The organism is Shewanella sp. Isolate11 (assembly GCF_022398315.1).
Classification (GTDB): Bacteria; Pseudomonadota; Gammaproteobacteria; order Enterobacterales; family Shewanellaceae; genus Shewanella.
On record NZ_JAKEVF010000001.1, the window covers coordinates 11,867 to 25,836 of the forward strand.

Sequence of the window (13,970 nt, forward strand, 5' to 3'; positions counted from 1 at the left end):
ATTTTTACTGATTATTATTGAAATAATTCCTCAACAGGATCTTCATTGAAGATATTTTCTTGTTCTTCCGGTTCGGTCGCAAATTCGGTTGGCTCGGTACCGCGAATGAAGTATTCAAATGCGGTGGTGTAGTCGGTTTTTCTACTGAGTTTACCCGTGGCAAGATCGATACGCGCCGAGACGATACCTTCTGGAGGTTGAGAAGGAACTTCAGGGGTGCCTGCCAAGGCATTTTTCATGAATTCGTTCCAGCCTGGGCCCGCGGTTTTTGCACCGGCTTCTGCTCCAGATATTTGGTCTTTAGCGCCATTAGCATCCCAAGTGGTACGGCCAAGTTCAATGCTGTGATCATCGAAACCAACCCAAATTGTGGTTGCTAAATTAGGATTAAACCCACTGAACCAGGTGTCTCTGGATTCGTTAGTCGTACCCGTTTTACCCGCGATATCATGTCGGTTGACTACTCGTGCGGCCCGCCAAGCGGTACCGTTCCAGCCTGTGCCTTTATTCCAGTCACCACCGCCCCAAATTACACTCTTCAAGGCTTCGGTGATAAGGAAGGCGGTTTGTTCCGAAATAATCCTTGGTGCATGTCGAGCATCGATAGCACAACCGTTATCGGCAACTTTCGCAGTATTTTCATCGCTTGTGGCTAACTCTTTAGCCATAGCCGCAAAAGGATCGTCCGCTACGGGCGCTTCTGTTGCTGGTGGAGTACAGGCTAAGGTGGGATTAGACTCTTCCACGACTTGATCGTAAGCATTATTAATGTGATCGATAAAATAGGGCTCGACTTTATAACCGCCATTAGCAAACACAGAAAAAGCTGTGACCACTTGAAGTGGCGTTACTGATGCCGAACCGAGTGCTAATGATTCATTTTTGGGTAAATCGTCGCGGTCGAAACCAAACTTAACCAAAGTGTCTATAGCCGTATTTAGGCCTGTATAGCGCATGGCTCTCACTGACATGACGTTAATCGATTGCGCTAAGCCTACGCGTAATCGAGTTGGCCCAGTATATTTGTCTGGAGAGTTCTTCGGACGCCATGCGGTGCCCTGACGAATATCGGCATTATTGATCGGCGCATTATTGATCAGGGTTGCTAAGGTGTAACCTTTTTCAAGGGCTGCGGTATAGATAAAGGGTTTGATATTTGAGCCTAACTGACGTTTGGCTTGGGTCACACGGTTATATTGGCTGGTATAGAAACTATAGCCACCGACCAAGGTTTTGATCGAACCATTATGGGGGTCAACAGACACAATAGCGCTGGCTACTTCGGGGATTTGAGACAATTGCCAGATATCATTATTGTGTCTTATCCAAATTTGTTCGCCCACGGTAAGCACATCTGAAGCCTGCTTAGGGGCTTTGCTTTGACGTTTATTGCTGATGAATTTACGCGCCCACTGAAGCCCTGCCCAGGTCAGAGTATGCGTTTGTCCATCAGGAGTCAGTACTTGCGCGCTTTGCTCTGCAAGACTTAATACTGCTGCTGGAATCAATCCTTGGAAGGCTTGTGTTTCATCAAGTTTATCGATGATCTGCTCAGTGGCTGGGACATCACCTTGCCACAGCACCTTAGTGGCACCGCGATAACCATGACGTTCATCGTAGGAATACACATTGTCTCTAAGTGCCTGCTGAGCATAGAGCTGTAGCGTTGAGTCGATAGTGGTATAAACGTTATATCCACCAGTATAGGCTTCTTCTTCGCCATACTTTTCAACTAAATAATCACGCGCCATTTCAGAAATATAGGGAGCATACAACTCAACTTCCGCGCCGTGATATCTGGCGGTCACAGGTGCAGTGATAGCAGCTTGATATTGTGCCTGAGTTATATTTTCTTTTTCCAGCATTCGGCTGAGTACCCAGTTGCGGCGATTTTTGGCTCGCTCAGGGTTTCTAATCGGGTTAGCTGCAGACGGTGCTTGAGGTAAACCGGCAATCATGGCCATTTCAGGCAGGGTTAGTTGATCAAGCTCTTTACCATAATACACTTGCGCAGCCGCACCAACGCCATAGGCTCGGTTACCTAAAAACGAGCGATTGAGATAGAGAGTTAAGATTTCTTGCTTACTCAGTGCTTGTTCAATTTTTAAGGCTAAGAAGATCTCTTTAATCTTTCGGATATAGGTTTTTTCTCTTGATAAGAAAAAGCCACGAGCAACCTGCTGAGTAATGGTACTGGCACCTTGGCTTTTTTTGCCTGTGGTCGCTAATATGACCGCAGCACGCAAAATACCGATAGGATCGATCCCTTTATGTTCGAAGAAACGTGCATCTTCGGTATCGAGTACCGCATTGATCAATTGTTCAGGGACTTGTTCATATTCAATAGGAATCCGGCGTTTTTCACCAAATTGTGAAATTAATTTGCCATCATGACTATATATACGCAGTGGCGTCTGCAACTTTACCGTTTTTAAGGTAGTAACATCTGGTAGTTCAGGAAGTACATAAAAGTAAGCGGCGGCGATGGCAGCTATCCCTAAAAGGGTGAGGCTAAATAGCGCAATTATAATTCGTTTAAACCACTTCACCAGACGATTCCAATATTGTAATGCAGGCACAACAGTATATAAGGCGAGTCGCTAATGGTGAAGTAAAAATAATGGTCAAAAAAATGGCCATTGCAAATGTTGCAAACATTTTATATTAATATCTATAACGGGTTGATTTTGTGCTAATCTAATTCTGAAACTATAACAAAAGTGACAATGGACTATGCTTTCAAACTTATGGAAGCGTCAGGCTCCGCAGATGGTGGGGATCGATATCGGTTCGCACGAAATAAAAGCAATACTGCTGAGTAAGACTGCTGATGGCTATAAAATATTGAGTCACACGGCTGTGCCAGTTAAAAAAGGTGCGGTTAATGATCATGAAATTCGGGATACAGATGCTGTTTTAGAATCACTAAAAGTCATTAAGCGATCGCTTCCCAAAACGGTGAAATATGCAGCCGTTGCGGTTTCGGGATCGGCGGTAATGACCAAAGTTATCTATATGGATGCCGCATTGAGCGAAGAAGAGATGGAAACTCAGATTGAGATTGAGGCGGATAACCTTATTCCGTATTCACTCGATGAAGTAAGTATCGACTTCGAAACTCTGAACGTGAATGCTACCGACCCGTCTCGAGTGGATGTGCTACTCAGTGCTTGCCGAACAGAAAATATCGATGCGCGCGTTGAGAGCCTTGATGGCATTAACCTAGAAACCAAAGTGGTTGATATTGAAGGTTATGCTTTAGGCCGTTCGTTTGAGTTAATCGCATCACAATTACCCGAAAATGCTGAAAACAAAGTGGTTGCATTGGTCGACATTGGTGCCAATATGACTACAGTCGCTGTGATTGAAGGTGGCGAAACAACCTTCATTCGTGAGCAAGCCTTTGGCGGTGAGCAGTTTACTCAATCTATCCTTTCTTTTTATGGTATGGATCATGAGCAAGCTGAAAAGGCCAAAGTGGAAGGCGATTTACCACGCAACTATATGTTTGAAGTTTTATCTCCGTTTCAAACTCAACTCTTACAGCAAATTAAAAGAACAATTCAAATCTATTGCACTTCTAGCGGTAAAGATAAAGTCGACCATATTGTGTTATGTGGTGGTACTTCTAAATTGGAAGGCATGGCAAATTTGCTCACTAATGAATTGGGTGTGCACACGATAATTGCTGATCCATTCCAAGGTTGTCTTTATGCCGATGATGAGTTAAAAACCGCTTTGCAGCCCAATATTAATAAATATATGGTCGCTTGTGGATTGGCGCTGAGGAGTTATTCTGAATGGCGAACATAAATTTATTACCTTGGCGTGAAGAGGCAAGAGAAAAACAAAAGCGTGATTATTTAGGAATATTAGCGGCCGTTTTTATTTGCGCATCTTTGGTTGTCTATTTAGCGTTAACGGTGGTTGATATGATGACCGAAGAGCAAAAAGGCAGAAATGCTTATCTTCAATCAGAAATTCAATTATTAGAAAAACAGATTGCCGAAATTAAAAAGATTAAAGAGCGCAAAAAAGATATTGAGCGCCGAACAGATATTATTCTAAATCTACAGCAGGCTCGAAACTTACCAACCCATGTATTGGATGAGTTGGTGCGTATTGTACCGCCAGGAATATACCTCTCTAGTATTGAGAAAAAAGGTAGCCTACTTTGGATTGAGGGACGTAGTGAATCGAATAACAATGTCGCAAATATGATGCGAAAGGTGAAAACGTCACAATGGTTACACGATCCAAATATGCGCTCTATCGTTTCCCAAAACGAAGAGATGCGTCAATTGCAGCGATTTAGCCTACGCGTTTCAATTGGTGAGGAAGATGCCAACAGTGAAAAGCCAGCTGAAGGAGCCAGCAAATGAAACTCGATTTGAGTGAATTTAATGATATCGACTTCGAGAACATTGGCGGTTGGCCGAAACAAGTTAAAGTGGTTTTTGCTGCTTTCCTCGCAATAATTATTTTTATTGCGGGTTATTACCTTTTTGTTTCAGATTCCATCGATATTTTGCAGCGCGAACAAGATAAAGAAGTCACCTTGCGAGATGATTTTAAAGCGAAATATCAATTAGCAGCTAATCTTAAGCTATATCGAGAGCAGCTTGCCGTTATGGAAGTACAATTTGCTGAATTGTTGAAGATGCTGCCATCGCAGAATGAGATGCCCGGTTTATTAGATGACTTAACCTTTGTGGCGACTGATTCAGCATTAGGCATTCAAAGTTTAGAATGGAAAGAAGAAGTTCAACGCGATTTTTATATTGAATTCCCAATTAGCATGTCTGTGAGTGGTAATTATCATGAGATGGGGCAATTTGTTAGTGATGTAGCGAAACTTCCACGTATCGTCAGCTTGCATGATTTTGTGATTAAACGAAATGATTCTGGTAACTTAGCGATGGAAATTTTAGCTAAAACCTATCGTTTCAAAGAGGGTGCCGAGTTGCCTAAAGAAAAGGATGCAAAAAAGGGGGCTAAGAAATGAAGAAGCTTTCCCTATTGATCCTGAGTGTGCTAGTTACTGGCTGTATGGGAGACCGTAGCGATTTAGAACAGTTCGTCACTACGACGAAAGCTGAACATGTTGCGCGTATTCCACCGTTAAAAGAACCACCTAAGTTTGAGCATTTTAGTTATCAAGCAAGTTTAATGCGTAGTCCGTTTGTACCCCCTTCGCGTGAATTGACGGAAGAAGTTGTCGATACCACAAAAGATTGTTTACAGCCTGATTTGAAAAGAAGAAAAGGGCGATTGGAAACATATGCACTAGATAATCTTAAGATGCGTGGTACCTTAAGCGAAGATAAACAAATTTGGGCATTAATCGAAACTAATGATGGTAGTGTTTATCGTTTAGGGATCGGTGAATATTTGGGGCTTTATCACGGCAAAATTGCTAAAGTAACACCACAAACAATCGAAATAATTGAATTAATTCCGGATGGAACTGGTTGCTGGGCTGAAAGGATGAGCAACATGGAACTTACTGGTGGATAACGAGCGAAGGATGAGGGAATAATGGAATCTTCTGCCGCAAAAAACGCATTATTAAATATGTCACCTTTTTTTAAAGCAGCATTAATTTTGGCTTTAGCTTTAGGTGTGGCGCCGTATTCTTCTGCTGCAAACCGTTTGGTAGATGTAAAGTATCACTCGGTTGTTGATCATCAACTGGAATTACAGTTGGTATTTGAAGAGAGTGTTACAGAGCCTCAAATTAACTTGAATGCATCACCGGCCCAAATCGTTTTGGGTTTCGATGATAGTACTTCTAACTTGGAGAAAGATACGCTACCGATTAATAACGTTGATGTGAAATCGGTTGCAATCACTCAGGATAGCGCACAATTAAAAGTGCAGGTTAATTTAGCTAAGGTAAAAGCTTATCAAGGAAGAGTGGTAGGCAATACATATCGACTTACTATTAATGATGAAATTGCCAGTGGTAGTAATACTGCTTCTAATCCTTTCGTTAATGCGGTAAAAACCATTGATTTTCGTCGTGGTGCTAATGGCGGTGGTGAATTACTGGTTAATCTGAATAATGCCTCGGTAGCGGCCAACGTCGAGCAAGTGGGCGCTAAATTAGAGGTCAAACTCTATAACACTGACATTAATTCCGATTTGCTTTACGTTATGGATGTGCGTGATTTTGCCACTCCAGTGAAAAGTTTTGAGACCTTCAAAGAAGATTTAACGACACGAGTATTGGTGGATATTTCAGGTCAATATGATTACAGCTATAAACAAGAGGGTAATCTTTTCCGTCTGAGCATCGCTAAGGCCGAAAAGGCGACAGTGGAAAAGGAAGAGAAAAAATATAATGGTCGCTCATTGTCGTTGAACTTCCAAAGTATCTCAGTTCGTACCGTATTACAGATCATCGCCGATTATAACAACTTTAACTTAGTGACCAGTGACAGTGTCGAAGGTGATATTACACTTCGCTTAGACGATGTACCTTGGGATCAAGCACTGGATCTGATTCTACAAACCAAGGGCTTAGATAAGCGAATTGAAGGCAATATTTTAATGGTGGCACCCGCCGAAGAAATTGCTATTCGTGAAAGCCAAGAACTAAAGAATAAACAAGAAGTACAAGAACTAGCACCACTCTATTCTGAGTATTTGCAAATTAACTATGCCAAGGCGACAGACATTGCTGCGTTGTTAAAAGGTGATGATTCAAGTTTGCTATCGGGTAGAGGTTCCGTAGCCGTTGATGATCGAACTAACACCCTGTTAGTTAAAGACACTGAAGAAAGTTTAGAGAATATTCACCGTCTGATTGAGGTGTTAGATATTCCGATCCGTCAGGTGTTGATCGAATCACGCATGGTGACAGTTAAAGACAGTGTTGCTGAAGATCTTGGGATCAAATGGGGTGTTACCGATCAGCAAGGCTCTAAAGGTACATCGGGAACTATCGCCGGTGCGGCAGATATCGCGAATGGTATTGTGCCTAGTGTCAATGATAGATTGAACGTTAATTTACCCGCTGCAGCATCTAACCCAGCAAGTATCGCATTCCACGTTGCTAAACTTGCCGATGGTACCTTACTCGACCTTGAATTGAGCGCGCTAGAGCAAGAGAGTAAGGGTGAAATTATTGCCAGTCCACGTATCACTACTTCGAACCAAAAAGCGGCTTATATCGAGCAGGGTGTTGAAATCCCTTATGTTGAGTCTGCTTCAAGCGGTGCTGCGACAGTACAATTTAAGAAGGCTGTATTGTCGTTACGTGTGACGCCACAAATTACGCCAGATAATCGCGTTATCTTAGATCTTGAAATCACTCAAGATGCACAAGGTAAAACCGTAGATACTCCATTAGGGCAAGCGGTTTCTATCGATACTCAGCGTATCGGAACTCAAGTGCTGGTGGATCATGGTGAGACAATTGTTTTAGGTGGTATTTATCAGCAACAATTGATCAGTAGTGTGAGCAAGGTACCTGTATTAGGTGATATTCCATTCTTGGGTTATCTATTTAGAAATACTTCTGACTCGAACGAACGTCAAGAGCTATTGATTTTCGTGACGCCTAAAATCATCTCTGAAAAACTTTAATCTATGGGTTAATTCTCGCTCAGAGAAAAGATAGTTGAAAAAGCCAGCGCATTTGCGCTGGCTTTTTAGTCGAATAGTATAATTTCACAGAATTTACTCCCATCTCTTGCCTTTAAGGTGAGTTAACTGAGATAATCCATGGTCAAGTCTCATTAGAGCAAGGTAACATTTAAGGTCGGCCTGATTTTCTGGTTGACGTAGGCAAACTTCATATAAGATTCAGACGTAAAAGCAATGGCTGAAAAACGTAATATTTTCCTAGTAGGTCCTATGGGGGCTGGTAAAAGCACTATAGGTCGTCATCTGGCGCAGATGCTCCATTTAGAATTCCACGATTCCGATCAAGAAATTGAAAGCCGTACAGGTGCGGATATCGCGTGGGTATTTGACGTTGAAGGCGAAGAAGGATTTCGTCGTCGCGAAACACAAGTTGTCGCTGATTTAACTGAAAAACAAGGTATTGTTTTAGCTACCGGCGGCGGATCAATCCAGAGCAAAGATATTAGAAACAACCTGTCAGCTCGCGGTATTGTGGTTTATTTAGAAACAACTATTGATAAGCAAGTTGCGCGTACTCAACGTGATAAGCGTCGCCCATTATTACAAGTTGATGATCCTCGCGAGGTGTTAGAGAACCTTGCTGCTATTCGTAATCCACTTTACGAAGAGATTGCCGATGTCATCGTTAAAACCGATGAACAGAGTGCAAAGGTGGTTGCTAATCAAATCATCGAACAGTTAGGTTTTTAATCATTTAGGCGGTCACATGGAACAGATTCAGGTTGAGCTTGGAGTACGTAGTTACCCTATCTATATTGGCCCGAATCTGCTGGAGAAGCCCGAGCTATTTTTAGCGGCGATTCAGAATAAAAAAGTGTTGATCGTAACTAATGATACAGTAGCGCCTTTGTATTTAGCGAAAGTACAGGCGCTACTGACCCATTCTTTCTGTGCTGAACCTGTCATTCTTCCCGATGGTGAACAGTACAAAACCCTCACTCAAATGGATGCTATTTTTACCTCACTACTACAGCAGAATTTGGGGCGAGATACCATTATTTTAGCGCTTGGTGGTGGGGTGATTGGTGATATGGCCGGTTTCGCCGCTGCCTGTTATCAACGTGGTGTCGACTTTATCCAAGTACCAACGACACTCTTATCGCAAGTTGATTCATCTGTGGGTGGCAAAACCGCAGTTAATCATCCCATGGGTAAGAATATGATTGGGGCTTTTTATCAACCTCAATTAGTGGTGATAGATACTCACTGTCTTTCAAGCTTACCTGTAAGAGAATTTGCCGCAGGTATGGCGGAAGTCATCAAGTACGGGATTATTTGGGATCGTGACTTTTTCTCTTGGCTAGAAAATAACGTAGCAGCATTAAAATCTTTGGATGAGCAGGCATTAAAATATGCTATTGCCCGCTGCTGTCAGATAAAGGCCGACGTTGTCGCACAAGATGAAACGGAACAAGGTGTACGCGCACTGCTGAATTTAGGACACACTTTTGGCCATGCGATTGAGGCTGAAATGGGTTACGGCGTATGGTTACATGGCGAAGCCGTTGCTGCAGGAACAGTGTTAGCGGCGCAAACTGCTGCGGCAATGAAGCTGATTGATCAAGCAAGCGTAACGCGCATTACTCAGTTAATTAAGGCATTTGACTTGCCAATTACAGCGCCAGAAACGATGGGTTTTGAACAATTCATCAAGCATATGCGCCGCGATAAAAAAGTACTTCAGGGTAAACTTCGATTAGTGTTGCCTGAGAGTATCGGCAAGGCTGGCATCTATAGTGAGGTGCCAGAATCACTACTCGAAGAGGTTATCAGCCGCACTTAACTGCTCAGGTGACGCTGTGACTATTCAAACTGCTATTCTTTTACCTAGCCAAGAATCTTTACTGCATCGACTGCAGCATGTCGCTTTGTATGGTCAGCAACTCACGGTTCTGACGGGTGATTTCGGCTCTGGAAAAACCACCATAGTTACCGCACTTGTGGATGAATTGGAGGGCGTCAGTTCGGCCTTAGTAACTTGTCCACAGCATGCCGATAGCGCTGAAATCAGGCGTAAAATTTTAGTACAACTGTTATCTGAGCCGCTATTTGACGATGAACTTCCATTGCCTGAAACTTTGCTCGATCTTGCCGATTCATTGCCGACACAGTGTCATATCGTACTTGATGATGCACACCACTTGCCGCTAGAGATTTGGGCTGAATGCATTGTTTTAAGCCAGTTGGCGCTAGCCGGGAAAAGTATCTCTCTGACATTAACTACGCCGTTTCATTTTCTGTCGCAATTATTGACTGAGCTACCCGAATCACAACATCAACTGTTGTTGCCTATGACGATTGAAGCCTTGTCTCAAGTTGAAAGGGAGGGTTTATATTACACCTTGTTGCAACGTAGTGAGCAAACCCCGTTTACGCCAAGAGAGATAGTGCATCAGCAATTGCAACAGCAACAAGGCTTGCCTGGTGAGGTGGTTAAATTACTCGCGCTAGCTTTGGAGGGGGACGACAGTCACGCGGTCGCTAGATCTTGGCTATTACCTACTTTGGTCAGTGTAGTGGTGTTGGCGATAATGGTTTTGGGATACTCGATGATATTCCCTGAGCCTAAAACGGCGCAGATAACGCCGCAACCTACAGTGGCTTCGGTGAACGCCACTAAAGCCAATGATGCTTATGCTGAATTATTATTGGCGCCTTATTTTGAACAGAGACAAGCGCATGTACTGCCACTCGTATCAAAAATAAACCAAGATGCGCAACTGTCAGTTGTACAAGAAGCAAGTTTAGATGAACATATGGCAGACGAGTTAGATTCGCCATCCACCACTGAGAATGAAACCGTCATCCAACCTGAGCTGACAGAACTTGTTGCTGAAGAAGCCAGTGTGAATGAGATGCAGCAAAGCGAGCAATTTCAAGATACATCAGCCAATGAGGCCGTCGAGCTGTTTGCCGCAGAGCCAAGTCCGACGATTGAGAAATCAGTTTCTCCAGTTAAAACTGAACCCTCCAATAGTGAATTATCGAGCCAGCCTTCACCAGTTAGACCCACATCTGGCTATGTGTTGCAGCTTGCGAGTGTTAAGCGCCCCGAGTCATTAGAGCCACTGATAGATAAATTAGCGTCGAGTGATGGGATACAAATTGCCAAGTATCGGCAGCGATGGATCTTGCTCTTTGGTTTTTATGAAACCGCCGCACAGGCTCGGCAAGAGGCAAAACGTTTACAGCAAGAGTTATCTCTACCCACACCTTGGTTAAGAAACTGGACTGAGTTATCTGAATATCAATTACAACATGCGCTTCCTAGCTCGTGAAATTTAAAAATAAACAGAGTACAATCGATGACTTGTTTTCATAGCGTATTCAATCAATTTAGATGAGAAAAAAACAAAGAGCCTTTCTTAAATGGGCCGGTGGAAAATTTAAACTGGTTGAATCTCTTACCCAACATCTGCCTCAAGGCGAGAGATTGGTAGAGCCATTTGTTGGCGCGGGTTCGGTGTTTCTCAATACTGATTATGAAAGCTATCTGTTGTGCGATATTAATCATGATCTGATTAACCTTTATAAAATTGTCCAATCGACACCTGAGAAATACATTACGGCGGCTAAGGCGATGTTTGCCGACGCTAAAAATGATAAAGAAGTTTATTATCAGGTCCGTAATGAGTTTAATCAGACTCAAGATCCTTTCCTGCGCTCAGTTTACTTCCTGTATATGAATCGCCATGGCTTTAATGGCCTGTGTCGATACAATAAGAAAGGCGGTTTTAATGTGCCCTTTGGTTCATATAAAAAGCCTTACTTTCCCCACGATGAAATAATGGCATTCGCCGAGAAAGCTCAGGCGGCAGAGTTTCGTTGTATTGGCTATGAAAAAGCCTTTGAGCTGACTCAAGCCGGCGATGTTGTATATTGCGATCCACCATATGCTCCGCTGTCGACCACTTCGAGCTTTACTACCTACGTTGGTTCAGGTTTTAGCTTGGACGATCAAGCCTTACTGGCGAGACACGCTCGTCATACTGCGATTGAACGAGGTATTCCTGTACTGATCAGTAACCATGATATTCCGCTGACTCGTGAGCTCTATCATGGTGCCCGTTTTAGTACCATTCAGGTACAACGTAATATCAGTCAAAATGGTAACGGACGTAAAAAAGTGGATGAGCTAATGGCGCTCTATGATGATCGCTATCATAACGAGAATGATTAAAGCATTACCTTCGTATCGTTAAGCTAACTCAAGACAAGATTTACAATCATAATCAATGAGATAATAAGCAGTATTGCCAGCGCTATTCCCATGATGATAAAGGGGAGAGGTGATGTCGATTGGAAGTCTTTATGTCGATTGTTTTGACTCTGCACACCAAAAAATGCCGCTAAGGTGCTCAGTAGCAGTTGTATTATAGATGGGCGTTTAGAAGCTGTTTTGTTGGGTCGTAGGATTAACATCATCGATAGGACGATTGTTATGGCCGTGAAGTAATTCTAACAGATCGAGAAAATGGAATTGGCTCGAACGGCTATTACCCACTAACCAGTTTTTCCAGCTGACATCGTCAGTTGTTTGGGCACAGCGATTGTTAGGATGGCTGGCAGGCAATGCCGAGTTATATTGGCACTCACAAGCCTCAGATTGAGCAGTATCATTGGTGGAGCGAGTCATGTTTACAGCTAGCAGCCCTACAGCAAACGTCATAGCGGCAACCGCTGCTATCGATTTTAGGTTAACTGAAAGTTTGACTTTACTCTGCATTACTACTTCCTGTTGAATAATACGCAAACACAACGTTTGGCCGCATTATAGCAAATAAGGTTATATTTTGAACACAAATTTTGTTCGGGATGAAACTGGGACAATAAAATAATTCATTTTATTGATAATGTCGTCTTATTCCTCGATAAAGCCTAGAGAGGCAACAAGCCAATAAGGTAGAATAGCGTAATTCTTACCCAGATTAACGAGTGTTGTTATGCGCCCATTTTTAATTGCTCCTTCAATTTTATCTGCCGATTTTGCCCGTTTAGGTGAAGATGTCGACGCTGTGCTGAATGCCGGTGCCGATGTGGTGCACTTTGATGTGATGGACAATCATTATGTGCCTAATTTAACCATAGGCCCTATGGTGTGTAAGGCGCTTCGTGATTATGGCGTCACAGCCGATATTGACGTGCATCTCATGGTTAAACCGGTCGATCGTATTATTCCTGATTTTGTTGACGCTGGTGCTTCGATTATTACCTTCCACCCAGAAGCATCAGAGCATATTGACCGTACGCTGCAACTCATTAAAGAAGCGGGCTGTAAGGCTGGGTTAGTGTTCAACCCCGGTACGCCGCTGCATTACCTCGACTATGTCATGGATAAGCTCGATGTGATCTTGTTGATGTCGGTTAACCCAGGTTTTGGTGGTCAATCATTTATTCCTTCGACGTTAGACAAACTTCGCCAAGTACGCGAGCGTATCGATGCCAGTGGCTATGATATTCGTCTCGAAGTTGATGGTGGTGTGAAAGTCGATAATATTGCTGAAATTGCAGCAGCCGGTGCCGATATGTTTGTGGCCGGTTCTGCCATCTTCAATAAGCCAGATTATAAAGCGGTGATTGACGAGATGCGTGCAGAATTGGCTAAGGTTGACCAATAAGCATGATTGATGGCAAACAGATTAAGGCAATTGCCTTTGATTTAGATGGTACTTTGATCGATAGCGTGCCTGATCTTTATGTCGCCACTCAAGCGACCTTGGATGAGCTAGGTTTGGGCCAATGTAATGAAACTCAGGTGCGCGCTTGGGTGGGTAACGGTGCGCAAAAACTGATCGAGCGTGCGCTCACTTTTGCTAAAGAACGCGCTGTTGATGGCGACGAATTGCAAGCAGCGATGCCGCTGTTTATGAAGCATTATCAAGCAAATTTGCAGCAGCATAGTCAGTTATATGAAGGTGTAAAACTAGCCTTAGAGCAGCTTTCTCAAGCGGGCTATCAATTAGCTGTCGTCACCAATAAGCCTTATCGTTTTACCATCCCGCTATTAAAAGCTTTCGGTATCGACCATCATTTTAGTGAAATATTGGGTGGTGACTCTCTTGAGAAAATGAAACCCGATCCCTTGCCGTTGACGCATTTGTTGGATAAGTGGCAGTTATCTGCCGAACAACTTTTGATGGTGGGAGATTCTAAAAACGATATTTTTGCCGCTCAAGCTGCGGGTATTTGCTCGATCGGCTTGACCTATGGCTATAACTACGGTGAAGATATTGGCCTTAGCGGCCCAAGCGCCGTTTGTGAACATTTTAGTGAAGTAGTGGCGCACATAATTGATCGCCCACAAGTATTGGAGCAATAAA

At 43.2% G+C, this 13,970-nt stretch carries 14 protein-coding genes; 11 read left to right on the top strand and 3 right to left on the bottom strand.

The features are described 5' to 3' along the window. Nucleotides 1-14: 14 nt before the first annotated feature. The gene (locus L1D21_RS00060; protein ID WP_239843178.1) at nt 15-2,549 is read right to left on the bottom strand and encodes a PBP1A family penicillin-binding protein; all 2,535 of its coding nucleotides are present in this window, start codon (nt 2,547-2,549) and stop codon (nt 15-17) included. Nucleotides 2,550-2,733: 184 nt separating this feature from the next. On the opposite strand from L1D21_RS00060, the gene L1D21_RS00065 reads away from it, so the two are divergent. From L1D21_RS00065 to L1D21_RS00105, 9 genes are all read left to right on the top strand, one after another. Continuing rightward, nucleotides 2,734-3,813, top strand: a complete 1,080-nt coding sequence (locus L1D21_RS00065) for a pilus assembly protein PilM (protein WP_239843179.1) — start codon at nt 2,734-2,736, stop codon at nt 3,811-3,813. Then, a complete protein-coding gene (locus L1D21_RS00070) occupies nt 3,801-4,382 on the top strand; it encodes a PilN domain-containing protein (RefSeq protein ID WP_239843180.1) in 582 nt (193 codons plus the stop codon). Before L1D21_RS00065 ends, L1D21_RS00070 begins: the two co-directional genes overlap by 13 nt. Continuing rightward, nucleotides 4,379-5,005: a type 4a pilus biogenesis protein PilO gene (locus L1D21_RS00075; protein WP_239843181.1), complete on the top strand. Its 627-nt coding sequence runs from the start codon at nt 4,379-4,381 to the stop codon at nt 5,003-5,005. Before L1D21_RS00070 ends, L1D21_RS00075 begins: the two co-directional genes overlap by 4 nt. Beyond that, the gene (locus L1D21_RS00080; RefSeq protein WP_239843182.1) at nt 5,002-5,517 is read left to right on the top strand and encodes a pilus assembly protein PilP; all 516 of its coding nucleotides are present in this window, start codon (nt 5,002-5,004) and stop codon (nt 5,515-5,517) included. The genes L1D21_RS00075 and L1D21_RS00080 overlap by 4 nt, the downstream gene beginning before the upstream one ends. 21 nt (nt 5,518-5,538) lie before the next feature. Beyond that, entirely contained in the window at nt 5,539-7,590 is a 2,052-nt protein-coding gene (locus L1D21_RS00085) for a type IV pilus secretin PilQ family protein (protein WP_239843183.1), read from the top strand. A gap of 234 nt (nt 7,591-7,824) precedes the next feature. Beyond that, complete coding sequence (gene aroK, locus L1D21_RS00090; protein WP_239843184.1) at nt 7,825-8,340, top strand: shikimate kinase AroK; 516 nt, start codon at nt 7,825-7,827, stop codon at nt 8,338-8,340. Between the two features lie 16 nt (nt 8,341-8,356). After that, complete coding sequence (aroB, locus tag L1D21_RS00095; RefSeq protein ID WP_239843185.1) at nt 8,357-9,433, top strand: 3-dehydroquinate synthase; 1,077 nt, start codon at nt 8,357-8,359, stop codon at nt 9,431-9,433. A 16-nt stretch (nt 9,434-9,449) separates the two neighbouring features. Then, nucleotides 9,450-10,928, top strand: coding sequence for an AAA family ATPase (locus L1D21_RS00100; RefSeq protein WP_239843186.1), 1,479 nt, complete (start codon nt 9,450-9,452; stop codon nt 10,926-10,928). 62 nt (nt 10,929-10,990) lie between these two features. Further along, a complete protein-coding gene (locus L1D21_RS00105; protein WP_239843187.1) occupies nt 10,991-11,830 on the top strand; it encodes a Dam family site-specific DNA-(adenine-N6)-methyltransferase in 840 nt (279 codons plus the stop codon). A 23-nt stretch (nt 11,831-11,853) separates the two neighbouring features. On the opposite strand, the gene L1D21_RS00110 is transcribed toward L1D21_RS00105, so the two are convergent. Beyond that, a complete protein-coding gene (locus L1D21_RS00110) occupies nt 11,854-12,075 on the bottom strand; it encodes a DUF2970 domain-containing protein (RefSeq protein ID WP_345773461.1) in 222 nt (73 codons plus the stop codon). Then, nucleotides 12,038-12,376: a hypothetical protein gene (locus tag L1D21_RS00115; RefSeq protein ID WP_239843188.1), complete on the bottom strand. Its 339-nt coding sequence runs from the start codon at nt 12,374-12,376 to the stop codon at nt 12,038-12,040. Before L1D21_RS00115 ends, L1D21_RS00110 begins: the two co-directional genes overlap by 38 nt. A gap of 217 nt (nt 12,377-12,593) precedes the next feature. Between L1D21_RS00115 and rpe the strand changes: the two genes are divergently transcribed. Then, entirely contained in the window at nt 12,594-13,268 is a 675-nt protein-coding gene (rpe, locus tag L1D21_RS00120; RefSeq protein WP_239843189.1) for a ribulose-phosphate 3-epimerase, read from the top strand. A gap of 2 nt (nt 13,269-13,270) precedes the next feature. Further along, nucleotides 13,271-13,969 carry a phosphoglycolate phosphatase gene (locus L1D21_RS00125; RefSeq protein WP_239843190.1) on the top strand — a complete coding sequence of 233 codons (699 nt, stop codon included), beginning with the start codon at nt 13,271-13,273 and terminating at the stop codon, nt 13,967-13,969. The last annotated feature ends 1 nt before the right edge of the window (nt 13,970 follow it).

Coding starts and splice junctions, on each gene's coding strand:
- L1D21_RS00065 (WP_239843179.1), top strand. CDS start 2,734: ATGCTTTCAAACTTATGGAAGCGTCAGGCTCCGCAGATGGTGGGGATC.
- L1D21_RS00070 (WP_239843180.1), top strand. CDS start 3,801: ATGGCGAACATAAATTTATTACCTTGGCGTGAAGAGGCAAGAGAAAAA.
- L1D21_RS00075 (WP_239843181.1), top strand. CDS start 4,379: ATGAAACTCGATTTGAGTGAATTTAATGATATCGACTTCGAGAACATT.
- L1D21_RS00080 (WP_239843182.1), top strand. CDS start 5,002: ATGAAGAAGCTTTCCCTATTGATCCTGAGTGTGCTAGTTACTGGCTGT.
- L1D21_RS00085 (WP_239843183.1), top strand. CDS start 5,539: ATGGAATCTTCTGCCGCAAAAAACGCATTATTAAATATGTCACCTTTT.
- aroK (WP_239843184.1), top strand. CDS start 7,825: ATGGCTGAAAAACGTAATATTTTCCTAGTAGGTCCTATGGGGGCTGGT.
- aroB (WP_239843185.1), top strand. CDS start 8,357: ATGGAACAGATTCAGGTTGAGCTTGGAGTACGTAGTTACCCTATCTAT.
- L1D21_RS00105 (WP_239843187.1), top strand. CDS start 10,991: ATGAGAAAAAAACAAAGAGCCTTTCTTAAATGGGCCGGTGGAAAATTT.
- L1D21_RS00110 (WP_345773461.1), bottom strand. CDS start 12,075: ATGATGTTAATCCTACGACCCAACAAAACAGCTTCTAAACGCCCATCT.
- L1D21_RS00115 (WP_239843188.1), bottom strand. CDS start 12,376: ATGCAGAGTAAAGTCAAACTTTCAGTTAACCTAAAATCGATAGCAGCG.
- rpe (WP_239843189.1), top strand. CDS start 12,594: ATGCGCCCATTTTTAATTGCTCCTTCAATTTTATCTGCCGATTTTGCC.
- L1D21_RS00125 (WP_239843190.1), top strand. CDS start 13,271: ATGATTGATGGCAAACAGATTAAGGCAATTGCCTTTGATTTAGATGGT.